Source organism: Microbispora sp. H11081 (assembly GCF_012999535.1).
Lineage (GTDB): Bacteria > Actinomycetota > Actinomycetes > Streptosporangiales > Streptosporangiaceae > Microbispora.
Window position 1 is genome coordinate 1 of sequence record NZ_JABBWV010000024.1, and the last position, 22,482, is coordinate 22,482.

The following is a 22,482-nucleotide window of genomic DNA, read 5'->3' on the forward strand; positions in this document are numbered from 1 at the left end:
GGAGGACGCGGGAATGGACCGGCTGCACGGCGCACCCGAAGCCCTGGCCTACATCCGCTCCCTCAACGCCATCACCCCGCCCGAGGCGGCCTTCGACGCCGCATTCTCCTCCGAGAGCTGACCCCCCAAGCTCCCGAGAGGCCCAAGGGCCGGACCGCGCACCCGCGCGGTCCGGCCCTCGTGCTGTCTGGAGGGGACAGGCACGGCCCTCCCGTCCGGCTGTCACGCCTCCGTCTGACGGTGGTGCAACTGACGCCGCAGTTCGGCGATCTCCCGCTCCAGGTCGGCGACGTCCGGCGCGCCCGCCTCGGCCGGGGCGTGGCCCGGCATGGCCGGCGGCCGCTGCTCACCGTACGGCGAGGGCGCGGGACGCACGTACCGCGTCGCGCCGTCCGGCCGCTGCGCGTCGTAGCCCGCGTCCGGCCGCTGCCGGTCGTGGCCGTCCGGGCGCTGGTCGTGGCCGAGGTGGCGCGGCGCCTCGTGGCCGCCCGCCGCCCGCGCCTGTCCGCCGGCCGGCGGCAGGCTCTGCGGCTGCCAGGACTGGGGCAGCACATGGCCGTTCACCGGCTGCCTGTCGTAACCGCCGCCGACCTGCGCCGGGTAACCGCCGCCGGCGTTCGGCCCGGGGTAGGGGCCGCCGTACGCGGGGGAGGGCGCCTCGCCCCGCGGGGAGGCGGAGCGCTTCCTGCGTCCGCGCAGGAGGATCAGGAGCAGGACGCCGCCGCCGGCCAGGACCAGCACACCGGCCCCTGCGGCGATCCACACCCACATCGGCTGCGGGGTCTCGTCCTTGCCGGACGAGATCGCCTGCTGCGAGTCGGTGATGTACTTCGCGACGTACGGGTGACTCGGGAACAGCGCCTGGACCTCGCGGAACTTCGGCAGCGCCTCCTTGTAGTGCCGCTGGAAGAAGTCGTCGAGCGCCTCGTTGTACTTCGTCGTCGTCAGCGACGCGGCGGGCTTGACGTTCTTCTCGTTGAGCTTCTCCTTGATGACCGAGACCGGAAGCACGAAGCTCTCGTTCTCCGACGCCTCGCCGCCTTCGCTCACGGTGCCGGCGATGAGCATGCCGATGACCTTGCCCGCCCGGCTGAACACGGGACCACCCGAGTTGCCCTGGTACGAGGGCGCCTGCGTCTGGATGTACGGCACGCCTTCCTGCGTGCTGCGCTTGGCGTTGTACGGCCCCTCGGTGAGCGCGGGGTCGAGCTTGGACTCGACGCTGAACCAGGGCGTGTTGGTCACCAGGCCGGGGAAGCCGCTGATGTAGAGCGTGTCACCGGTCTGCACGTCGGCGTCGTCGCCGAGCGGCACGGTGGGCAGATGCTGCTGGCCGTTGACCTTGAGCAGGGCGAAGTCCTTGCCCGGGTAGCTCTCGCCGACCGACACCAGCTCGGCCGGGACCTCCTTGGCCGTCTTGTCGACGCCGCCGCCGGGCAGGCTCTGCAGGACCGAGAGGCTCTTGCGCAGGCCGCGGATCTCCAGGTGGCTGCTGTTGAAGGTGACGTAGATCTGCTGGACGAGCTCGATCATCTCCTTGTCGGCTTCGAAGTCCCGCAGGGCGGTGATCATTTCCTTGGCGTCCTGCTTGTTGAACTTCTCCAGCCCCTGCTGGGCGAAGGCCTGCGACAGCTCCTGGTCGCTCATCTGCACGCAGTGCGCGCCGGTGACCATGTAGCCGTCCGGGGTCACCCACCAGCCCGTGCACATGCCGCCGATCTGGGCCTTGACCGTCCGCTCAGGGCCGACGGGCTGGAGGTACCTGTCGACGTCGGAGGCCACGCGCTGGAAGAGGAACTTGGCGATGCTCCGCTCGTCGGAGGGGATCTTCCCGGCGAGCACGGCCTGCGTGGCCTCGTTGGTCAGCTGGTTCCACGCGGCCTCCTTGGGCTGGCTGCTCGGGACGACCACCTCACCGGAGTAGGTGATGCTGGTGAGCTGCACGGCCGGGTGGGTGCGGGCGGCGAGCCGGGTGCCGGCGGGGATCTCGTCCCCGGGGTCCGCCGAGGCGGGAGCGGCTGTGACGAGCAGGGCGAGAGCCGCCATCGCGGCCATCCCCCCGGTCAGTTTGGCGAGGTATTTCCTAAGATTTCCATCCACGGCGGTAAGCGTGATGGAACGGTCTTGTTTCCTGCTTGGAGGTGGCTTGGGATCGGCCGGTACCCCACTGCAAGAGCGCTGACGTGCGACGACGGCCCGGGAAACGACCGCGGCCCCCGCCGGAGGCGGGGGCCGCGTGACGATTCGCGAATCAGACGCCCATCGACTGGGTGTCGTTGGTCTCCGGGGTCTGCTGGGCCGCGATCTCGGTGACCCCGTTCTTGAGGTGGTAGCGGGCGATGGCCTCCTGCAGCGTCTCGGCCTTGACCTCGCCGCGCCGTACGAGCTGGGTCAGCACCGCCAGCGTGATCGAGGCCGCGTCCACGTGGAAGTGGCGGCGCAGCGCGGAGCGCGTGTCCGACAGGCCGAAGCCGTCGGTCCCGAGCGAGGACCAGTCACCCGGCACCCACTGGGCGATCTGGTCGGGAACGGCGCGCATGTAGTCGCTGACGCCCACGAACGGCCCGGGCACGCCCGACAGCTTGCCGGTCACGTACGGCACGCGCTGCTCGGCGTCGGGGTTGAGCAGGTTGTGCTCCTCGACGGCGAGGGCGTCCCTGCGCAGTTCGCTCCACGAGGTGGCCGACCAGACCGAGGCCGAGACGCCCCAGTCCTCCGCCAGCATCCGCTGCGCCTCCAGCGCCCACGGGCCCGCGACACCGGAGACCAGGATGTTGGCCTTCGGCCCGTCGCCGGTCGCCGGGGCGTAGAGGTAGAGGCCCTTGAGGATGCCCTCCACGTCCACGTTCTCCGGCTCGGCCGGCTGCGGATAGGGCTCGTTGTAGACGGTCAGGTAGTAGAAGACGTCCTCGGGGTGCTCCCCGTACATCCTCCGCAGGCCGTCCCTGACGATGTGCGCGATCTCGAACGCCCACGCCGGGTCGTACGCCACGGCCGCCGGGTTGGTCGAGGCGATCAGCGGGGTGTGGCCGTCCTCGTGCTGCAGGCCCTCGCCGTTCAGCGTGGTGCGCCCGGCGGTGGCGCCGAGCAGGAAGCCCCGGCCCATCTGGTCGCCGAGCTGCCACATCTGGTCGGCGGTCCGCTGGAACCCGAACATCGAGTAGAAGATGTAGACCGGGATCGTGTGCTCGCCGTGGGTGGCGTACGACGTGCCCGCCGCGATGACCGAGCCCATCGAGCCGGCCTCGCTGATGCCCTCGTGCAGGATCTGACCCTCGGTCGACTCCTTGTACGACAGCAGCAGCTCGCGGTCGACCGCCTCGTACGTCTGCCCGTGCGGCGAGTAGATCTTGGCGGTCGGGAACATGGCGTCCACACCGAACGTGCGGGCCTCGTCCGGGATGACCGGCACGAACCTGGCGCCGATCTCCTTGTCGCGCATGAGGTCCTTGAGCAGGCGGACGAACGCCATGGTGGTGGCGACGTTCTGCTTGCCGGAGCCCTTGCGCAGGCCGGCGTAGACGGGGTCGCCGGGGAGCTTCAGCGGCTTGGCGCGCACCACCCGCTTGGGCAGGTAGCCGCCGAGCGCCGCCCGGCGCTCCTTCATGTAGGCGATCTCGTCGTTGTTCTCGCCGGGGTGGAAGTACGGCGGGAGGTCGGCGTCGAGGTCCTTGTCCGGGATCGGCAGGTAGAGCCGGTCGCGGAACTCCTTGAGCTCGGCCTTGCTCAGCTTCTTCATCTGGTGCGTGGCGTTGCGCGCCTCGAAGTCCTTGCCGAGCGTCCAGCCCTTGATCGTCTGGGCCAGGATGACGGTCGGCTGTCCGACGTGCTCGCGGGCCGCCTTGAAGGCGGCGTACACCTTGCGGTAGTCGTGGCCGCCGCGCGACAGCTTGCGGATGTCGTCGTCGGTCATGTGCTCGACCATCTTGCGCAGGCGCGGGTCGCCGCCGAAGAAGTTCTCGCGGATGTAGGCGCCCGACTCGACCGAGTAGGTCTGGAACTGCCCGTCGGGCGTCGTGTTCATCTGGTTGACCAGCACGCCGTCGACGTCGGCCGCGAGCAGCGGGTCCCAGTCACGGCCCCAGACGACCTTGATGACGTTCCAGCCGGCCCCGCGGAAGTACGACTCCAGCTCCTGGATGATCTTTCCGTTGCCGCGTACCGGACCGTCGAGCCGCTGCAGGTTGCAGTTGATGACGAAGGTGAGGTTGTCGAGCTCCTCACGGGAGGCGACGCCGATCGCGCCGAGCGACTCGGGCTCGTCCATCTCGCCGTCGCCGAGGAAGCACCAGACATGGCTGCGGCTGGTGTCCTTGATCTTGCGGCTGAGCAGGTAGCGGTTGAACCTGGCCTGGTAGATGGCGCCGATCGGGCCGAGGCCCATCGACACCGTGGGGAACTCCCAGAAGTCCGGCATCAGCCGCGGGTGCGGGTAGGAGGGCAGGCCCTTGATCCCGTGGGACAGCTCCTGGCGGAACGCGTCGAGCTGGGGCGTGTCGAGACGGCCCTCCAGGAACGCGCGCGCGTAGATGCCCGGGGCCGCGTGGCCCTGGATGAAGACCTGGTCGCCCGACTCCCCGTGGTCCTTGCCGCGGAAGAAGTGGTTGAAGCCCACCTCGTAGAGCGAGGCCGCGGACGCGTAGGTGGCGATGTGGCCGCCGACGTTGGTCCGCGCGTTGGCACGGGTCACCATGACCGCCGCGTTCCAGCGGATGTAGGCCCGGATGCGCCGCTCGACGTACTCGTCTCCGGGGAACCAGGGCTCGCGCTCCGGCGGGATGGTGTTGATGTAGTCCGTGCTGCGCAGGCCGGGCACGCCGACCTGGTGTTCGCGGGCCCGTTCAAGCAGCCGGAGCATCAGGTAACGGGCCCGGGTGCGGCCCTCGGTCTTGATGACGTTGTCGAGCGATTCGAGCCATTCATTGGTCTCGCTCGGATCGACATCAGGCAACTGGCTGGGTAGGCCGTCACTGATGATCGAAAAACGCTGGCGTCCGGAAGCCACTGGGTCTCGCCTTCCGAGGATGGACTTTGTCTCGTCGGATCTGTTACGTCGGGTTACGTCTGGGTTGCCTGCTGCGATGCGGTGAGCGCTTGATCGCGGCGTTGCGGTCGTCTTCCATCCTGTCTCGTCATACCGGAAAGCGCATCTCTACTCCCCGGTAACCGGACCGTCCGCGCTGGCTGCGGGACACGTCTGGGCCTAGACCACCGATGGTAGGACGATTTTTACTCAGCAGCCATTCCCGGTTGTCGCCGGGGTCGTCCCAACGGCCATGAACACCATGTCATGCCTGGTCGCAGCCTCCCTACCCGGTCTTGCCCCGCCCTACCCGGAAGGGGCGGCCGATTCGCCGCGAGGTCACGGAGCGTCCCGCCGGAGGCGTCTCGCAGCTATGTAACGTTTTGGTATGAATTGTCCCTTCCTCCGTGGAGAAGGGGGTTTCTCCGCTTTCCAGGTGGCGATAGCCGTACCAGGCGCTGGAGAGAGGGGGATCGAGATGCACGCAACGGTAGGGGACCGGCTGGTGGTGCACGGCGCGGTAGTGGGCGACCACGAGAAGCACGGCGTCATCGTCGAGGTCCGCGGCCCGGAGGGCGGCCCGCCGTTCCTGGTGAAATACGAGGACGGGCACGAAGCGCTCGTCTTCCCCGGTCCGGACGCCGTCGTTCTCCCAGCTCAGCGCGAATCGTAAGATCGCGGATGTGAAATCGACGGTGATCGAGGTAAGGACCGGCTCGCGGGAGCGCGTGCACGACATAACAAAGGAGTGCGCCGGCTTCGCGCGCGAGTGCGGGGGAGACGGGCTGCTGCACGTCTTCGTCCCGCACGCGACGGCGGGCGTGGCGCTGCTCGAGCTCGGCTCCGGCAGCGACGACGACCTGCTCGCCGCCCTGGACGACCTGCTGCCTGCGGACGACCGCTGGCGGCATGCGCACGGCTCCCGTGGGCATGGGAGGTCGCATGTCATGCCCGCCCTCATTCCGCCGTACGCCACCGTTCCCGTCCTCGGGGGCAGGCTGGCGCTGGGCACCTGGCAGTCGGTCGCTCTGGTCGATCTCAACGTCGACAACCCCGACAGGCGTGTGCGTTTGTCGTTTTTGACCGATTAAGAGATAACGGTGCGGGTCACCCGCCGTGGCGACCGTTGACGACGACGGGTCACAGCGTGTGGACTGTGCCGAAGCATGGCTCTCAACGAGCCAGGACAACCGCAGACATGGGCGGGTCACCCCAAGCAGGAGGGATGAACGTGAGCGCGACCGCGGGTCAGGCGCAGGACGAGCGCGGCCTGGCCGAACGACTCGGCCTCAAAGCCGGTCAGGTGGTGCAGGAGGTCGGCTGGGACGAGGACTGCGACGAGGCGCTGCGCCAGTCCATCGAGGAGCTGACCGGCAACGAGCTGGTGGACGAGGACTACGACGACGTCGTCGACGTGGTGCTGCTCTGGTGGCGCGACGGCGACGGCGATCTCTTCGACGCACTGAGCGACGCCATGACCGCACTCGCCGACGGAGGCCAGATCTGGCTGCTGACCCCCAAGGCGGGGCGTGACGGCCACGTGGAACCCAGCGACATCGGTGAGGACGCGGCGACAGCCGGTCTTTCGCAGACGAGCAGCGTGAGCGCGGCGAGGGACTGGTCGGGCACAAGGCTGGTCGCCCCGAAGGCCCGCCGCTGAGTATTGCCCTGCCGTACGGCCTGGGGACGCCGTACGGCAGGATGATGAGCGGACACCTGGGGAGGGACTGCTCATGGCGCTAGAGGTCGGGCAGCGGGCTCCGGATTTCGCGCTGAAGGACCAGCACGGCGTGCCCATGCGCCTTTCCGGCCTGCGGGGCAAGACGGTCATGCTCGTCTTCTATCCGTTGTCCTTCAGCCCCGTCTGCCATGGCGAGCTCGCGGCGATCCGCGACGAGCTCGTCGGCACTCTGCCGCCTCATGTCCGGTTGCTGGCGGTGTCGGTCGACTCGATGTTCGTCCAGCGCGCCTGGGCGGACCAAGAAGGCTTCTCGTTTCCCTTGTTGTCGGATTTCTGGCCCCACGGTGAGGTCGCCCGGGCGTACGGTGTCTTCGACGAGGACAGAGGACAGGCGCACCGGGGCACGTTCGTCATCGACGGCGAAGGCGTCGTCCGCTGGAAGATCGTCAACCCGATCGGTTCCGCGCGCGATCTCGACGAGTATCGCAAGGCGCTCGCGGAACTCTGATCGTTTCATTGCCCGCCCCCGGGCACTGACATATTCCACTCCGACTCCGACTCCGACTCGCCCCATTGGAGGTCACGATGCCCTGCTACAGGTGCGGGGCCCGGCAGACCGACCCCGTCCGCGGAGCCAGCCCCTGGAAGCGCGCGGTGCGCCAGGAGGCGCAGGTCCTCGTCTGCCCGGACTGCCAGCGTGTGCACGACCTCGATCTCGACACATGCGCCTCGTGCGGCTCGATCGCGCTGATCTGCCGTCTGGGGGAGATCGAGTGCCGTTCCTGCGGGGAGGTGCGGCTCGCCCGGGCCGGTGAGCCGCTCGTCACGGCGGGCCCGGCGTCTCCCGCCCGCCTGCCCGGCCTCGCCGCGGAGGTGGAGGCGGCCCTCAACAGGGTGCTGGGCCGATCGTGACGTACGTCGTCGCGCTGGACGTGGGAGGCACCTCCATGAAGGGCGGCCTCGTCACCCGCGACGGCGAGGTAACCGTGCTCGACGGACGTCCCACGGGCCGCGAGAACGGCCCGGACGCGGTGGTGGAGGCCGTGCGCGCCTACGCGGGCGAGATCGCCGGCCTCGGCCGCTCCCGGTACGGCGCCGAGCCCGCCGGGGTCGGCCTGGCCGTACCGGGCATCGTCACCGCGTCCACCGCCGTCTACTCGGCCAACATCGGCTGGCGCGACGTGCCCGCCGAGGCGCTGACGCCGCCCGGCGTTCCGGCGCGGCTCGGCCACGACGTCCGCACCGGCGGCCTGGCCGAGAGCGTCTTCGGCGCGGGGCGCGACGTCGCCGACTTCCTCTTCCTGCCCATCGGCACCGGAATCGCGGGCGCGGTGGTGCTCCGTGGCGAGCCGTACGGCGGCGCGCACGGCTGGGGCGGCGAGATCGGGCACGCGCCCGTCTGGCCGGCCGGGGAGAAGTGCGCCTGCGGGCAGACCGGCTGCCTGGAGACCTACGCCTCCGCGTCGGCTGTGGCCCGGCGCTTCACGGCCCGCTCCGGCCGCGAGGCGACCGCCAAGGAGGTCGTCGAGCTCGCGTCCGGGGGAGACCCGGTGGCGGCCGAGGTGTTCCGTGAGGCAATCGAAGCCCTGGCCATCGCCCTCGCGTCGTACGTGCTCGTGCTCGACCCGGCCCTGATCGTGATCGGCGGCGGCCTGGCGGAGGCGGGTCCGGCCCTGTTCGAGCCGCTGCGGGAGCGGCTGGCAGGCCGCCTGGCCTTCCAGGAGCCGCCGCCCCTGCGCCCGGCCGCCCTGGGCCCCCGGGCGGGCATGCTCGGCGCGGCGCTCCTCGGCTGGCAGGCGGCGGGCGAGCACGACGCGGGTGCCGACTGGTCACTCGATGTGCTGAGAGGCGGGTCGGTGTCGTAAGGTGTAGTCCGGTCCGGGCGGTTAGCTCAGCGGTAGAGCACTCGCCTTACAAGCGAGGGGTCACTGGTTCGAACCCAGTACCGCCCACCTGCGAAAAGAGCCCCGTCTCCCATCAGGGAAAACGGGGCTCGTGCCATTAACGTGCCATTAGCGAACGCACTCGATCTTGCTCAGTGACCACTCGCCTCGGTCGGTAGGACCTGTGTGATCTTGCCGTTCATGACATCGGCGATCTTGTGGTCTGCTTCCGCCGTGCGGTGCTGATAGATCATCGCGGCGCGCACGCTGTCATGGCCCATGCGTGCCATCAGGTCGCGGAGGGAAGCGCCAGCACTGGCCGCGATCGTGTTCCCGGTGTGGCGAAGATCGTGGAAGTGGAGCCCGGGGACGCCGAGCTTGCGTGTCGTCTCGCTCCACTTGACGGCCCGCCGGAAGTTGCTGCGCCGCAGGATGCCGCCGTTGGCCCCGGTGAAGACGAGCGCGGTCGGATCCAACTCGGTGAACTGGTCGAGGTGCTGACGCAGCGCCGGAATGATCGCCTCCGGGATCGCCACCGTCCGCAGACCGGCACGGGACTTGGGCGGCCCGACCAGGAGTTCGCCCGTGTCCAGCTCGACGTGCTGTTGCCGAACGCTGACGGTCCCGGCGTTCAGGTCCAGGTCCATCCGCCGCAGCGCCGCGACCTCGCCCCACCGCAGGCTCGCGAAGGTGGCGAGCAGGATCAACACGCGCAGCCGTACCGGCACCAGGTCGGCGAGCTGGAACACCTGGGCCACCGTGAGGACCGGCCGCTCTTCCGACTTCTCCTCGCCGGCACCGCGAATGCGGCACGGGTTGCGCGGGATGAGCTGGTCGTCCGTCGCGGTCATGAGCACGGCCCGCAGGAACCGGTACGCCTTTGCGATCTCAGTTGCCCCGACGCCGCTGCTCGCCAGAGTCGCCCGCCATTCGCGGACCATCTCCGTATTGATCTTCCCTAGGGGGACGTTGCCGAAATACGGTGCGACGTGCCGTCGGAGAAGCCCGCTGTAGATCTCGACCGTCCGGGGGCGCAGCTCCGTCCGCTCACTGATCCACTTTGCCGCGTAGTCGCCGAGCTTGACCTTGGACCGCTGAGGGTCCGTCCAGTCTCCGGTGACCATCTTCGCTTCGAGCAGGGACAACGCCCGTTCGGCATCGCGCTCCCGCTCGTATGTCGTCTCTCCGCTGCGCAGCTTCCCGTCCGGTCCGGGATAGCGGATCTGGAAACGCCCAGACGGCAGCTTGCGGATGCTCCCGAAGCGGCGGTGGCCTGCCTTGTTCGCCATCAGGCCGCCCTCGCTTCCGTTGCCGAAAGATTCGGCCCGTCTCCAAGTGCCTGAAGTTGGTTCATGTGGTTGCGCCAGCGCTGGCGTTCGTGGACCGAGCGGAGCAGCCGGACGCCGATGGGGGCGAGGTCGGGATCTCCGGGCTTGATGGGCTTCCAGATGTAGCGGTGGGGATCGACCGGCTCGTCAGGCAGGCCGAGGGCTTCCAGGACCCAGGTGCGCCGGTCCTGCTTGTGCTCGGTGAGGGTCTTGTTGGACCACTTCCGCGAGACGAGCACGCGTCGGCCCGCGTAGCCGAGGTGATCGGGCTTGTGCGCCTTGCCCTTGCACCGGCCGGGAGCCATGCCGGGCTTGGCGCCCTTGGGCTGCACGCCGTAGCGCAGCCAGTTCGGGCAGGTCGGCGAGCACGGCTCAAACCGCAGCGCCTCAAGCAGCCGTTCGGCGTGCGTCTTCCAGCGAGGGTCGTCGGTGCCGAGTGCGTCGCCGAGGCTTTTGGTCAGGTACTTCGACAGGTACCCGATGAGCTGGTCAGCGTCCGGGGTCCCGGCGAGCACACTCTGTATGTCGAGCTGGTCGCCGAAGCGCAGCACGTGCAGCGGTTGCGCGTCCTCGTCGGCGTCGAGCTGGTCGAGGGCCTGTTCCCAGGTCGGCAGGACCTCCCCGGTGTGGGGGTCGAGGTAGCCGGCCCCGTCCTCCCAGAGCGGCAGGTGGTCACCCTCGAACCGCACGACATCAGTGGACGGCCACCACACCTGGTGGTAGGTGGCGGCGATGATCTGCCGCAGCTCCGCACGGGGCAGGGTCCCGCGGATCGCCATGTGCAGATGCGGCGCGAGCCGCTTCTGAGGCTCGACCGTCGCGAAGTACTGCACGTCATACCCAGCGACCCGGCGGAGGTTCTGCACGAAGCGATCGACGAGCTTGGAGAAGTGCAGCGCGTCGCGGGCCGCCCGTGCGTAGTCGTACCGGTCCGGGTCGATTGGCGCACCTTCTAGCACCCGCCCGTAGGAGGGCAGGGTGAGCGTGACGAACATCGAGGGCCGGTAGACCTTGCCGTCCGAGCCGGTGAAGGTCCGCCCGAGCGTGGTCTTGGTCATCTGCCGCTTGGGCAGGTCCGGAGCGTCCTGCCGCCGCTTAGTCGAGCGCGACCGCTTGCCGGAGGTACGGCCGAGCACGTTACCGCGCATGCCCGCTCGGTTGATCTCCTCGTCCAGCTCCACGATCGCGGCGTCCAGGTCGGTGGTGTCCCCGCCGGCCTTTTCCACCTCATCCCGCCACGCCTGGGCGTCGGCCCGCAGCTCCACAAGGTGACGCTGATACTCATCAGCGTTGTCCGGCAGGTTCACGGGCTCGTGGTCGAGGTGCCAGCCCTCCCGGCACTGCGCCCGCCGCAACTGGCGATTCCGCTTCGCGCACGGCGGGCACTTGCTCTCCAACGTCGCCCCGCAGGGAACATCAATGACTTCAACCTGACCGGTGAGGATGTCCTGCCGCCGCAGCGGAACCGGCCGGATGCACACGCCGAACTGCTTGGCGATCTCTTCCACGACCTCACGGGCCAGCGGTTGAGCCATCCGCACGGCGCGAGGGGTGGAGCGGTCGTGCGGGTTGGTCACCAGTCACCCCCGCACCCGTCGAGGGCGTCGACCAGGTCGAGGCCATCAACGATGACGGTGGCTTTCTGGCCGCACTCGTGGCACTCGACGGTCCCGCGCACGGGATCGAGCCAGAGCACATCGAGCGCGCCGCAGCCCGAGCAGCGCAGGCCGTCGAGGATATGAGCCAGGCGCATCATCGGCCCACCCCCGCGAACTCCGCGACCATGGCCCGGATGTCGGCATCGGAGACGTACGCCGCGCGCACGCGCAGTGGATCAGGGGAGGTCTCCAACCGGACGTAGCCGACGCCCGCGCCCAGCTCAGGAACCGGTGAGATGTGATCGGCCAGGGCTCCCCAGTCGCGCGCCCCGTCACCGAGGACCATGTCCACCTGTTCCGACTCGTCCAACCGGAGCGCGATCTTGTCGGGGAACAGGTTGCGGATGTTCATGACCTCCTTACGGGGGTCCTGCAGCGCGGCCATCACGCCGACGCCGACCGCGCGCCCTTGCGTGGTCAGGGTGGCCAGTGCCGCCGTGATGCGCTGACGGAGTTGCTTGTCGGGCTGGTAGGCGGTCAGGAACGCCACCTCATCGACGAGCACCAGGACGAACGGGTCACCGGGCTTGGGGGTGTGGGAGCGCTGGAGGCCGGCGAACCGGTCGGCCCGCTCCTGCATCACCGAGACCGCCTCGTCGAGCAGGTCCGCGCACTCCTTCGGATCGGCCGCGTACCGGGAGCCGAACAGCGCCCGCCCGAAGGACAGCTCCATCCGCTTGGGATCGAGCGCCCACACCTGCACCAGGCCCGCCCGCATCGCGGGGAGGAGGCCGCGGATTGTCGACCACAGGTAGGAGCCCTTGCCCGCGCCCGTGGCCCCGGCGATCAGCACGTGTGTGCCGTGGACCTTGAGCCGCAGCGGCGTACCGTCCTCGCACCGGCCGATCTCGACCGGCCCCACCGACGCCTTGTCGGGGACAGGGACGGCGGGCAGGGGTTCGGCGAGCGGATCACGCCGGGGGAAGGTGAGCACGAGCCGCCCGGCCCGAGCGACGGCGACCCGGCAGGAGGGTGCGCCGAAGCCGTGGGCCAGGTGCTCGATGCGGTCGGCCCAGTCGGTGACGGCTTGGCCGTTGAGCATCTTCACGCTGACGCGGTCGGCCCAGCCGTCGCACTCCACGCGCATCAGGCGGGGCAGGTAGTCGCGGCCCCGGATGTGCCGTCCGAGGCCAGAGACGACCATGACGGGTTGCCAGTGCCGCCGGTAGATCCAGAACCAGCGAGCGAAGGCCAGCAGTCGCCAGCCGACCAGGCGCAGAAACGAGGCCCGATCCAGCAGCGCCCACGACAGTCCGGCCGAGGGCAGGAAACCGGTCATCACCAGGGCCAGGCGCCAGCCGTACAGGGTCCAGATCACCCCGAGACCGACCGGCACGGCCACCGCGACCGGATGCCGCACCACGAGACGGACCAGGCCCGCGACGAGCCGCGACAGCCAGATCACGATGGTGACGATGGCGGGGGTTCGGACGACGGCCGGGCGGAAGACCACGGCCGTATCCGGTGTGGTGGAGACGAGGTTACGCGCCTCGTCGCCAGGCAGTTTTCGGAACATTAGACTTCGTGTCCTCTCGTGATTTCGCAGTCAGGGAGAATTGAGGGGCCGCCGGAAGTTGCCGCTTCCTGCGGCCCCGCTTGCATGTCAGGCCGCCGAGTCGCTGGCCTGGGAGAGTTCGGCGTGGATGCGTTCGCAGTCGGCCAGGTACCGGGCGGCGGCGTTGAAGATCTGCCGCGCGATGTCCAGGTCCTCGGCGGTGACCGGCCCGGCCCCAGTGGTCGAGACCGTCACGTCCGCCTCGTCGGACTCCAGGACCAGGTACGGCCGCCCGGACTCCAGCACCCGAGCCCGCGCCCGAGTGATTGAGGCGTAGAACGAGATCCCGATCCGGGGGCGCTGGCCGGGGTCGATCGACATCGACAGGTGCGTATACGGCCGCCCGGTCACGCCGCCACCTCCTTGCCGTTGCCGGCCGCCTTGGCGTGAGCGCGAGGAGCGCGCATCTCCCGAGCCCGGATCGAGTAGGCGAGCCGCCCGGACCCGTTGACGTACGGGGTCACGGTCAGCCCGTCGAACTCGACCGGCGTGAACGGCAGGCCCGCAACCGGAGCCGGGGGCACCGGCTGAACCGGAGCGAGGATCTTGACGGCCACGGTCTTCTGCGCCGCCTTCAGCGACGGGTCCGCGTCCATCACGGGGATCTGCCAGACGAGTTCGCCCGTCTGCTTGTCCCGCGCCTGGACGAACCGGCCGTTGCTCGACGCCTCGAAGTCCTTGACCGGCTCGACCTCACCCACGGCGTAGCACCCGTACGGGAAGATCTGGCCGAAGCTGATCGGAATGGGTCCCTGTAGAGCCATGTGGCACCACCTCCTCATCTTGTCCTGTCGGTTAGCTTGACTGACCAAGCTGCCTCTCCATGAAACGCGAAACCCGCTTGGCTAGTCAAGTACACCAAGCGGGTTCGCGGAGGAAAGTTGGATTACCGGATGGGGTAGGCGTCTTCAAGCTCGTGACGGTCGCCGGGGAGGACCGTCTCCACCACGATCCAGGGCTTACCGGTGGCGTCGCAGGCGACGGCATAGACGGCCAGCAGGGCGGCCGAAGCCTTGACGTCGAGGAGGTCACGCTCCTCCGGTGTGGGGTTGCGGGCGGTCACGTGCTCGATGATGTGATCCAGCTCGACACCGGCCGCGGCTTCCACGTAGCGCCGTACGCCCTGCTTGAGATCGGCGGAGTCCGCCAGCGCTGTCCCTTCGGCCACGTCGGCGGGGACCCAGGTCGAGGAGACCTCGGATGCCTCGTCGTCGCGGGTGACGAGCGTCTTGCGGAGCACCACCGACGACTTTGGTGTGATGCCGAGGTAGGAGGCGATGCGGTTGGGTGCTTCGGCCGGCCCCGTTGTGAGGAGTCGGCTGGAGACCTGGACCTCTTTGCGGTCGAGCAGTTCGCGCCCGGTGCGTACCTGCTGAGTGGAGGCGATGGCCGGGCGTCCCCGGACGAACCGGCCCTTGCCTTGATGAGTGACGATCCACCCGTGATCGCGCAGCACGCCCAGGGCCTTGACGACGGTCGGCCGCGCCATGCCGAACTCGGCCATGAGCTGATGTTCGCTCGGTAGGGGAGAGCCGGGCGGGTACTCGCCGGACTCGATGCGCCGTTCCAGTTCGGCGATCAGTTGCGCGTATTTGGGAGGGGTGTATTCAAATGACATCAGGGCCCCACATTCAACATGCCTGTCTAGCCAAGCAGGCTAGCAGCGCATGCGGTCCCTGCGAAGGGCTGTCGCCGATATGAGGTGGTAACCGTACCTAGGCCTGTCTGGCTTCCCAAGGCTCAGCTTGGTAGGTCCTAGCTGGCGAGTCGTGCAGTGATGGCAGGGCCTTCGTCGTTGATCCAGGACTCGGCCCGAGGCAGTCGATGCGCCGCCTCCTGGTCCCAGATGCGTCTGAACACGGGGTCGACCTCAGCCGCCGAACGCATGTTGACATGGAAGCGGTGGATCATACGGGCCGCCGCCGGGACCAGGACACGGCGCTGGGTCTCTGTCATGCCGTAGGCGTCCGCGAACAGGGCGACGCGACGGGGGACGTCGAGATCTGTGAAGGCCGGCGCTCTGTCCAGGGGATGCAGCAGAGGCGCCCAGTAGTAGAGAGCGTTCGCAAGGTCATCGACCCTGGTCGTCGGCTTGGCGAGATCGAAGTCGATGAGTGCAGCCGGTAGCCCGTCGCGGAAGACGACGTTGCCAGGGCAGTAGTCGCGGTGGCTGACCAGAAGTGGCTGTCCGTCGGCGGTCGAGTTCGCGTTCCGCGCTCCGGGGATTCCGCCGAAAACGGCGTCCGGAGGAGGTGCCCAGCCATGAGCGGCGTCGTGCAGGCGCCGGATGAGATGCGCGAGTTCGACGAGGACTTCCTCACGGGCGGTCTCGGGCGGCAGAGGCTCCCGGGGCACATCGCCGGGAACGAACGACAGCACCTCCCGACCCTGCTCGTCCACTCCCAAGGGGACCGGGGCACCAGAGAAGCCCGAGGCGTGCAGGTGCGCCAGGTAAGCCTGGATGGTCGCGGTGAACGGCCGGACAGGACGGCGAACGGTGTCCCCCACCCGCACGATTCCTTGAGTGACACCATCCCCGATCAGCGGTTCTTCCTCAAGTTGCCCCATATCGGGGTTCCGCTCCGTCATGGCATATCTCTGGGCGCGATGATCACTCACCCACACTAGTGAAGGCTGGGGTTCAGCGGCAGACCTGCGGACCCGTGGCGAAGGTGCAGCCGCCGCGCGCCCGTCTATCGGACCTGACCAGTCAGCAACGCCGACCAGGTCTCCCAGCCCTGCCCCACTCGCCAGCGGTGGGTCTCGCTGATCTCAGGGGCGTCCTCGTTTTGCACGGTGCGCCGGATGAAGGCGACACCGCCCGAATGGCACAACTCGTAGAACCGGGCCTGACAGTCGCAGGTCCAGGCCAGCACCCGGACGCGCCGCGCGGGGCTCGGCTCCCACCACTCCAGTTCCCGGAAGTTGCCCCGGCGGATGGGGACGTGTGCGCTGTGCAGACGGTGCGGCTCGTCCAGATCGTTCACGAGCCCTCGCCAGCAAGGTACGGCGGGCACTGGTGGACGCGGCGAAGTTGCCCGTACCGATGCGCCACCCGGCGCGCGGCGGTGACGACGTCGGAGGCCGGGGCGAAGGCGTAGACCGGCCGCCCGCTGGTCGAGGTACGGCCCGAGCGCCACCGGAACCAGTTGCCATCGGTCCACACGACCAGCTCGACCCAGACCGACACCAGCGCCAGCCCGTACCCCTCGTGCACGTCGGCGGCCACGCCGTACTGCTCCAGCTCCACCCGCAGCCGCTCCGCAATGTGGGCAGCGGTGACCACCGGGGGCCGCCGACCGTACACGAGCTGATCGGCGCTCATCACGCCGCCACCGGCACGCCGGTACCCGCACAGTCGAAGCACTCGACCGCCACCAACTCCACGGCCACACCGTCAAGCCGAAGCCGGGCATCGGCCGAGGACTTCCGAACGAACCGCCAGCCCTTCCCCCGGCAGGCTCCGCATCTGTCCATCTCCGTAACCATGGGATCAAGGGTCGGAATTCTCGTTCTCCCAGCCCATCCCCGCGTGGCATCCCTTGACGGGATAGGTCGCGACCGCGTAGCAGTGGAAGGCACTTTCCGTTGCCCGCCCGGTGCGAAGGGAAAGCCCGCGGATGCCGCCACGCATGGCCGAGCCGTACGAGGTCCCCGCCTCGCTATGGCACCGCCCCGACATGCTCACCGCGCTCAAGGCCCGCGACATCGGCGCAGTCTTCCGCCTCGTCCGTCAGTACGGCGGCTTGAGCCAGACCGCGATCGGCAGCCTGACCGGCTACAGCCAGGGCAAGGTCAGCGCCATCATGAGCGGAAGCCAGCAGGTCACCGCACTGGAGGTGTTCGAGCGCATCGCCGACGGCCTGCACATGCCCGACCAGGCCCGCATGGCTCTCGGCCTCGCTCCTCGCGACCTGGCCGCCGCAGCCATCCCACGGCAGGATCCCCGCCCAGCAGGTCCTCCGCCTACCGTTGATCTCGTCCGACACGGAGAGGACGAGACCGAAGTGCGACGTCGTGACTTCGTCGGCCTCGCGGGGGCCGCCCTGTTCAGTGCCGTAGTAGCCCAACCCCTCACCCGCGACGAGGAAGCCGCAGGCGCCGACGATCTCGCCGCAGCCCTCACCGAATACCCGGTCGCCGGCCCCCAGCTCCCGGAGCTGTCGCAACTTGCCTCCGCTGTCGCCAGAGCGAAGCGGACCTACCAGGCGTGCCGATACTCCGAAGTCGCGGCGATGCTTCCCACACTGATCCGCTCCCTGCGCCTCGCATGCGCCACTCTCGACGGGGACGCCCGGCTCAAGGCACACGCCCTGTCGGCCGAGGCGCACCACGTGGCCGCCTCCATCCTGCTCAAGCAGGAGGACAAGGGCCTCGCCTGGCTCGCCGCCGATCGCAGCGTCCACGCCGCCCAGGCCAGCGAGAGCCCGCTCATGATGGGCTCAAGCGCCCGGATCATCACGCACGCCCTGATGGACGGCGGCCACCACCGAGCAGCTACCGGCATGGCGAGCAGCGCCGCCCAACGCCTGAACGCCGCCCTAGCTCAGCCGTCCCCGAACGACCTGTCGGTCTACGGCACACTCCTCCTACGCGGAGCCGTCGCCGCCGCCCAGCACAGCAACCGGCACACCGCCGCCGAACTCTTGGACGAGGCCGAGGACGCAGGCCGACGACTCGGCTACGACGGCAACCACATGTGGACCGCGTTCGGCCCGAACAACGTCCTGTGCCACCGCGTGAACATCGCCCTCAGTCTCGGCGATGCCGGAACCGCGATCGAGAAGGCCCGCAGGATCGACATCAACGCCCTGCCCATCAACGAGCGCAAGGCGACCGTCCTCCTGGACACCTCTCGCGCGTTCCTCGCGTGGGGCAAGCACGACCGCGCCCTCTACATCCTGCGCGCGGCCGGAGACATCGCCCCCGAGGAAATCACCAGCCGCCCCGCCACTCATAGGCTGGTCCGCGACATCCTCGCCACCGCGCCCATCAGCATCCGCCGAGAAGCGCGAGAGTACGCCGAATCCCTGGGAGTCACCGCGTGACCGACACCGGCAAGGTCCTCTACGTCATCGTCTGCGCCGCAGGACCCGCCGGCGACGTCGGCAAGCTCGTCACCATGGCCCAGGACGACGGATGGACCGTCCAGATCGTCGCCACCCCGAACGCACTCGACTTCATCGACGTCCCCGCACTGGAGAAGCAGACCGGCCGCCCCGTCCGCAGCCAGTACCGCAAACCCGGCGACCCCAAGCCGCCGAGAGCCGACGCCATCATCGTTGCCCCGGCCACCTACAACACCATCAACAAGTTCGCCCAAGGCATCGCCGACACCTACGCCCTCGGCCTCCTCGCCGAAGCACCCGGCCTCGGCATCCCCGTCGTCGTCCTGCCCTTCGTAAACAGCGCCCTCGCAGCTCGCGAGCCGTTCCAGCGCAGCGTCGAGACGCTTCGTGTGGAGGGAGTTCGGGTTCTCCTAGGCCCTGGCCAATTTCAGCCTCACCCGGCAAGTATGGGAGGGGACCGCATCGATTCCTACCCCTGGCACCTCACGTTAACGTGCCTAGGCCGAGCGCCGCTCACTTCATAATCAAAGGAATGACAGCTGCCACTCCAGATAACACAGTTGCAATTCCGCCGAGCGTGGCGATGCACTCGCGTGGTTGAGTCCAAAGTCCTCGATTGAGCTGCGCCCACTTTGATCGTGCCACGCGCATCTTGAGTTTCTGCCATTTGTGCTGCCGGCGGTGGCAGCCCAAGAGCAACCCGTAAGCGTTCTCGCGACAGTAGGTCCCATCTCTGTTCACGGCACCACACCATACGGGCATTCGAAAGATGAAGAAGTAGCTTGTCGCTATGGACAAAGCCACTAGCAGTATCGGGGCCAAGTCTGGAATCCATCCGAACATGCCCGCCACAAGAATCCCAAAACTTACGAAGCCCCAATACTTGACCAGACGGTTCCCGCTTTTGGTTGCCACGGCTGGAAGGTACCGGGTGTTGTCCTCGCGTACTAGAGATATCCTACTATCCCCAAGGTAAGTAGGTCTTAGGCTGACAGTCATACATGCAGGAGTCAGGCTTGGCGCGCGCTCCTCGATCAAGGAGCAGCTGATCCGCGCCAAGCCTGCCTGTGAAGGCTCCGCCTTTTGTGGCGCTACCACCTAGGGGGACGCCACCCTGATAGGTATAGATCAACCAGCTCTATCAGGTCATCTGCTGTTTCATCGATGCTTGCAGCGGCATCTCGACAGCGAATAATTGCATTCTCGTCGCCGAGAACCTCCATCAAGATGTCCCAGGCGAGATGCTTCTTTTTGGTGATCGCTCGGGAGTCGAAGCTCTGAGACTGCGTCGTTCCTACAGAGTCCGTGAGAATTGCTCTGGCAAGAGCGGGGTGATCGATAAACTCGAGAGGTATACGCCATTCCTGAGAATCCTCGCCTTGGCCTGTCTGCCAGAGAAGGCGCAACAGATCCCATTCCGTCGCGAGAGAATCAGCGGAAGCGCTACGCACCTCGTTCTTAAGACTTGTTTCGAGGTCCTTCCATGCTGTTTCTGATATCAGCTTGTGCCCTGCATTTTTCGCGTGTCCTACTAGTCGCGTAAGCTCGAACTTTGTAGAATACTGCTCTAGATTGGGGAGGATGTCTTTGGCAATCCTTAGGACCTGCTCGGGGTCAGCGATCGGGCGGAGAAGGCGAAGTACGACCCTTGATATAGTTATCGTGGGGCCTGGGTCAAGGAGCCCACGCTTAGGACGCTGTAGGCGTGGCAGCTGATTGAGCAGCACTATGGCCGAAGGAATCGGGTCGCAATTGGAAAACTGGTCCTCGTATGCCTCCAGAGCTCTGATTACTTCTTCCGCGCCGGCGGGGCCCATGTTCTGGAAGGCATGCTCAAGGTAGGCTCGGTCCTCAAACCGGCTGAAGATAGCCTCGGCAGTGATGGCACTCTTCACAGTCGAGGGCATGGATTTCTCAAGGTAGAAAGATAGGACGGAATTACTGGCCACTCTGCGTTCTCGTAGCCATGTCCGTTCCCAATCGCCTCCATAGCGTTGGTACTCGCCCAAACGACGTCGCGATGCAGGGAAAATTCGCGCACAAAGAGAACGAAGAATGTTCGCATGATTTGGATCTGAGTTGACGAACGCTTCGGCCTGCGCTTTAAGCTCGGAAGACTCGTGGCTCGCGTCTGCCGTGTCAGTCAACGAACGAGCAGCGGGGGGCAGCAGTGCATAGGAATCGGGGAGAAATATGCGCAGAGCCTCCAGGGCTAAGACGTCGACAAGTTCAACTTCGTTCTCTAGAGAGGTGAGGACTGCTCGCAGTGGGCCTATATAGCGCCGAACGTCGCGAATGTTGTTCAGGAGTGGATCAATGATTTCAACCAGCACGTCCGGCCATGCTTCGGCTGAGAATCGGGAATAGCCGGTGTCTTGAACGGCATGATTCAGTTCGTCTAGCAGAATATTGCGGAGGCTGTCTCGTACGACAATCGGAACATCATACATAACCTGAACAATCTTCTCGAGATAGGCTCTTCCGGGAAGGCCGTCCTCGTTCAGCGCCAATTCAACGCGCTGTCGATCGAAGGAAAGTAGATAGATGAGGTTGGGGAACGCGCCGGTCAGACGGACCATTCGGAGTACATCGCGAATCTCTTGACCCGTGAGGCGGTCGATATCGTCGACTACTAGAACCAGGGGACTATCGAGTTCCCGCAAAGAATCTTCGATCAGTCTTCGTTGCTCTTCCACGCCTCGACTTTGCGTGTCCTCCAAATATTTTCCAATAGTCGAGGCAGCGTCTGCTGCACCGCCAAGAGTGCTACCGATAACCGGTATTGCCTTAAGGGGGGAGAATAGGGTGCCATACTTCTTTAGTCTGCCTGCAATCTCTTTCTGTTTGGGGTCTTCGTAATCGAGTTGGCTCGCCATCTCTCCGAAGAAATGGCTGATTAGCTGGTCGGTGCCAGAAAATAGCCATGGGTTGAACTTGAGTACTGTTACATCTGATGCCCGTAGCTTTTCTTCCATCATATTCAGCATGGAAGTCTTTCCTGACCCCCACGGGCCAGTAACAGCGAATACAAGACCGAATGGCGCCTTTGCGCTGATAATGGTGTCGGCCCAGTTTTCGGCCAGAGATTTCCGTCCCAAGCGGTCACCCTCTGCGTATACAGGGTCATCTCCAACAATCACTGCAGCCTCCGTCGTCGACTCTGGATTTTCATACAAGCTAGTGTCACTAAGTCGCTTGCCGAATTGTTCTTTTAGACATCAAGGGCGGCGCTCCGCGCCGCCTTACGGCCCCACGCTCGGCCGCCGCGCTGCGCGTGCGGCCTGGGGGCCGTTCTCGCGCGCGGCCAGCGTGGGCCGTACTCGAGATTTTCCCTGTTCCTGAGCGAGGGTGGTCATCCGCAGTTGGCGAGAGATTTGAGCTTCCCGACTAAGGTGCTGCTCACTGTCTCTCAGCAGATTGCGGGGTAGTCCTTCCTGCGCCAAGCCAAGCTCCTCGCGAACAGACCTCACGAAAGATGCCACTAGCAGCTCAGGGTCAACCTCAAGTCCGGTTGCCACAGCCATGATGGCACTCCTCGCACGGTAGACCACGTCGGCGGAGCCAATCATGGCTATTTCCCAATACAGTCGCTCCAGGTCCTCGAGCTTGTCGTAAGCTTCGGGCGCATCTACTAAGTCGAGCACCTCAGTAAGGAGTCTTGCAAACCGCGCATATAGCGCTCGTCGATCGGCTTCGTGTCGAAGACGATCGTCCCTCTCGTATTGTTCCAACCTCGACCTTTTGGCCTCACGTCCCTGCCATCGCGTCCCAAGCCATGTGCCGAGGGTCGCCAACGCGCCGCCTGCCAAGGTCGAGACTAAGGTGTCGCTTAGTGCCACTTAGCCCCTCCGCCATAGGTTCTGCACTCTTAACTGTCCAGACGCCGTCGAAGTTTCCTGCCGACGTATTGCGCCTCCGGCGGGGGCCTCGGCTCCGGGATGATCGCGAGGAGCACGAGCCGGGTCCGTAGTGGCTGAGGTGGGCCTGATCGTCCCGCCTGCCGCGACCCAGGCAGAGCCCAGCAGCCCGACTCCTCCAGTTCAAGCCCGTCCCTGACCGTTGGCATCTGATGATCGAGGAACGGCGGCCGGTTGAGGTACACGCGAGGACGGGCTTGACCTTCCGTCGCCGGCCTGCTGCCGCTTCGCGGTGGGTCGAGGCAGACGTTGCGACACGAAGTCGCTTGCGGCGAGTGAGCTCGCAGATTGGAGGACCGGCGTGATGTCGGTGGTGTAGCTCCCAGCTCGTGTTCATAGCTGGTCCCCGCCCTGACATGCGTCGCGGG

At 66.9% G+C, this 22,482-nt stretch carries 21 protein-coding genes and 1 tRNA gene; 9 read left to right on the forward strand and 13 right to left on the reverse strand.

Going from position 1 to position 22,482, the window contains the following annotated elements:
* Window positions 1-222 precede the first annotated feature (222 nt).
* On the reverse strand, window positions 223-2,100 hold the full coding sequence (locus tag HHX31_RS32770; protein WP_169953575.1) for a serine protease: 1,878 nt from the start codon (window positions 2,098-2,100) through the stop codon (window positions 223-225).
* 151 nt (window positions 2,101-2,251) lie between these two features.
* A complete protein-coding gene (aceE, locus tag HHX31_RS32775) occupies window positions 2,252-5,005 on the reverse strand; it encodes a pyruvate dehydrogenase (acetyl-transferring), homodimeric type (protein ID WP_169953577.1) in 2,754 nt (917 codons plus the stop codon).
* A gap of 496 nt (window positions 5,006-5,501) precedes the next feature.
* Here aceE and HHX31_RS32780 point away from each other — a divergent pair, with 496 nt between their 5' ends.
* From HHX31_RS32780 to HHX31_RS32810, 7 genes are all read left to right on the forward strand, one after another.
* Entirely contained in the window at window positions 5,502-5,696 is a 195-nt protein-coding gene (locus HHX31_RS32780) for a DUF1918 domain-containing protein (protein WP_030505662.1), read from the forward strand.
* Between the two features lie 10 nt (window positions 5,697-5,706).
* On the forward strand, window positions 5,707-6,114 hold the full coding sequence (locus HHX31_RS32785; RefSeq protein ID WP_169953579.1) for a secondary thiamine-phosphate synthase enzyme YjbQ: 408 nt from the start codon (window positions 5,707-5,709) through the stop codon (window positions 6,112-6,114).
* A 140-nt stretch (window positions 6,115-6,254) separates the two neighbouring features.
* Window positions 6,255-6,683: a DUF3052 domain-containing protein gene (locus HHX31_RS32790; RefSeq protein ID WP_084370137.1), complete on the forward strand. Its 429-nt coding sequence runs from the start codon at window positions 6,255-6,257 to the stop codon at window positions 6,681-6,683.
* Between the two features lie 73 nt (window positions 6,684-6,756).
* Window positions 6,757-7,212: a peroxiredoxin gene (locus tag HHX31_RS32795; protein WP_169953581.1), complete on the forward strand. Its 456-nt coding sequence runs from the start codon at window positions 6,757-6,759 to the stop codon at window positions 7,210-7,212.
* A gap of 77 nt (window positions 7,213-7,289) precedes the next feature.
* Window positions 7,290-7,616: a hypothetical protein gene (locus HHX31_RS32800; RefSeq protein WP_169953583.1), complete on the forward strand. Its 327-nt coding sequence runs from the start codon at window positions 7,290-7,292 to the stop codon at window positions 7,614-7,616.
* Window positions 7,613-8,569, forward strand: a complete 957-nt coding sequence (locus HHX31_RS32805) for an ROK family protein (protein WP_169953585.1) — start codon at window positions 7,613-7,615, stop codon at window positions 8,567-8,569. The genes HHX31_RS32800 and HHX31_RS32805 overlap by 4 nt, the downstream gene beginning before the upstream one ends.
* A 15-nt stretch (window positions 8,570-8,584) precedes the next feature.
* Window positions 8,585-8,656, forward strand: a tRNA-Val gene (locus HHX31_RS32810).
* A gap of 83 nt (window positions 8,657-8,739) precedes the next feature.
* Here the strand turns inward: HHX31_RS32810 and xerC are convergent.
* The 10 genes from xerC to HHX31_RS32860 form a co-directional block, all read right to left on the reverse strand.
* Window positions 8,740-9,876 carry a tyrosine recombinase XerC gene (gene xerC / locus HHX31_RS32815; protein ID WP_169953587.1) on the reverse strand — a complete coding sequence of 379 codons (1,137 nt, stop codon included), beginning with the start codon at window positions 9,874-9,876 and terminating at the stop codon, window positions 8,740-8,742.
* Window positions 9,876-11,492: a replication initiator gene (locus tag HHX31_RS32820; RefSeq protein ID WP_169953589.1), complete on the reverse strand. Its 1,617-nt coding sequence runs from the start codon at window positions 11,490-11,492 to the stop codon at window positions 9,876-9,878. The genes xerC and HHX31_RS32820 overlap by 1 nt, the downstream gene beginning before the upstream one ends.
* Entirely contained in the window at window positions 11,489-11,671 is a 183-nt protein-coding gene (locus HHX31_RS32825) for a hypothetical protein (RefSeq protein WP_169953591.1), read from the reverse strand. The genes HHX31_RS32820 and HHX31_RS32825 overlap by 4 nt, the downstream gene beginning before the upstream one ends.
* Window positions 11,668-13,089 (reverse strand): FtsK/SpoIIIE domain-containing protein, encoded by a 1,422-nt coding sequence (locus HHX31_RS32830; RefSeq protein ID WP_169953593.1) that lies wholly within the window; start codon window positions 13,087-13,089, stop codon window positions 11,668-11,670. The genes HHX31_RS32825 and HHX31_RS32830 overlap by 4 nt, the downstream gene beginning before the upstream one ends.
* Before the next feature lie 87 nt (window positions 13,090-13,176).
* The gene (locus HHX31_RS32835) at window positions 13,177-13,479 is read right to left on the reverse strand and encodes a hypothetical protein (protein WP_169953595.1); all 303 of its coding nucleotides are present in this window, start codon (window positions 13,477-13,479) and stop codon (window positions 13,177-13,179) included.
* Window positions 13,476-13,892, reverse strand: coding sequence for a plasmid replication, integration and excision activator (locus tag HHX31_RS32840; protein WP_111701647.1), 417 nt, complete (start codon window positions 13,890-13,892; stop codon window positions 13,476-13,478). Before HHX31_RS32840 ends, HHX31_RS32835 begins: the two co-directional genes overlap by 4 nt.
* A 122-nt stretch (window positions 13,893-14,014) precedes the next feature.
* Window positions 14,015-14,746, reverse strand: a complete 732-nt coding sequence (locus HHX31_RS32845) for a GntR family transcriptional regulator (RefSeq protein WP_169953597.1) — start codon at window positions 14,744-14,746, stop codon at window positions 14,015-14,017.
* A gap of 137 nt (window positions 14,747-14,883) precedes the next feature.
* Entirely contained in the window at window positions 14,884-15,717 is an 834-nt protein-coding gene (locus HHX31_RS32850; protein WP_169953599.1) for a phosphotransferase enzyme family protein, read from the reverse strand.
* Window positions 15,718-15,821: 104 nt separating this feature from the next.
* Entirely contained in the window at window positions 15,822-16,115 is a 294-nt protein-coding gene (locus HHX31_RS32855; RefSeq protein WP_169953573.1) for a hypothetical protein, read from the reverse strand.
* On the reverse strand, window positions 16,112-16,453 hold the full coding sequence (locus tag HHX31_RS32860) for a hypothetical protein (protein ID WP_169953601.1): 342 nt from the start codon (window positions 16,451-16,453) through the stop codon (window positions 16,112-16,114). Before HHX31_RS32860 ends, HHX31_RS32855 begins: the two co-directional genes overlap by 4 nt.
* A gap of 307 nt (window positions 16,454-16,760) precedes the next feature.
* Between HHX31_RS32860 and HHX31_RS32865 the strand changes: the two genes are divergently transcribed.
* Window positions 16,761-18,176: a helix-turn-helix transcriptional regulator gene (locus tag HHX31_RS32865; RefSeq protein WP_249347343.1), complete on the forward strand. Its 1,416-nt coding sequence runs from the start codon at window positions 16,761-16,763 to the stop codon at window positions 18,174-18,176.
* Window positions 18,173-18,721 (forward strand): flavoprotein, encoded by a 549-nt coding sequence (locus tag HHX31_RS32870; protein WP_169953605.1) that lies wholly within the window; start codon window positions 18,173-18,175, stop codon window positions 18,719-18,721. The genes HHX31_RS32865 and HHX31_RS32870 overlap by 4 nt, the downstream gene beginning before the upstream one ends.
* A gap of 567 nt (window positions 18,722-19,288) precedes the next feature.
* Here the strand turns inward: HHX31_RS32870 and HHX31_RS32875 are convergent.
* Complete coding sequence (locus HHX31_RS32875; RefSeq protein ID WP_169953607.1) at window positions 19,289-21,337, reverse strand: P-loop NTPase fold protein; 2,049 nt, start codon at window positions 21,335-21,337, stop codon at window positions 19,289-19,291.
* Between the last annotated feature and the right edge of the window lie 1,145 nt (window positions 21,338-22,482).

Coding starts and splice junctions, on each gene's coding strand:
- HHX31_RS32780 (WP_030505662.1), top strand. CDS start 5,502: ATGCACGCAACGGTAGGGGACCGGCTGGTGGTGCACGGCGCGGTAGTG.
- HHX31_RS32795 (WP_169953581.1), top strand. CDS start 6,757: ATGGCGCTAGAGGTCGGGCAGCGGGCTCCGGATTTCGCGCTGAAGGAC.
- HHX31_RS32800 (WP_169953583.1), top strand. CDS start 7,290: ATGCCCTGCTACAGGTGCGGGGCCCGGCAGACCGACCCCGTCCGCGGA.
- xerC (WP_169953587.1), bottom strand. CDS start 9,876: ATGGCGAACAAGGCAGGCCACCGCCGCTTCGGGAGCATCCGCAAGCTG.
- HHX31_RS32825 (WP_169953591.1), bottom strand. CDS start 11,671: ATGATGCGCCTGGCTCATATCCTCGACGGCCTGCGCTGCTCGGGCTGC.
- HHX31_RS32830 (WP_169953593.1), bottom strand. CDS start 13,089: ATGTTCCGAAAACTGCCTGGCGACGAGGCGCGTAACCTCGTCTCCACC.
- HHX31_RS32840 (WP_111701647.1), bottom strand. CDS start 13,892: ATGGCTCTACAGGGACCCATTCCGATCAGCTTCGGCCAGATCTTCCCG.
- HHX31_RS32845 (WP_169953597.1), bottom strand. CDS start 14,746: ATGTCATTTGAATACACCCCTCCCAAATACGCGCAACTGATCGCCGAA.
- HHX31_RS32850 (WP_169953599.1), bottom strand. CDS start 15,717: ATGACGGAGCGGAACCCCGATATGGGGCAACTTGAGGAAGAACCGCTG.
- HHX31_RS32860 (WP_169953601.1), bottom strand. CDS start 16,453: ATGAGCGCCGATCAGCTCGTGTACGGTCGGCGGCCCCCGGTGGTCACC.
- HHX31_RS32865 (WP_249347343.1), top strand. CDS start 16,761: ATGGCCGAGCCGTACGAGGTCCCCGCCTCGCTATGGCACCGCCCCGAC.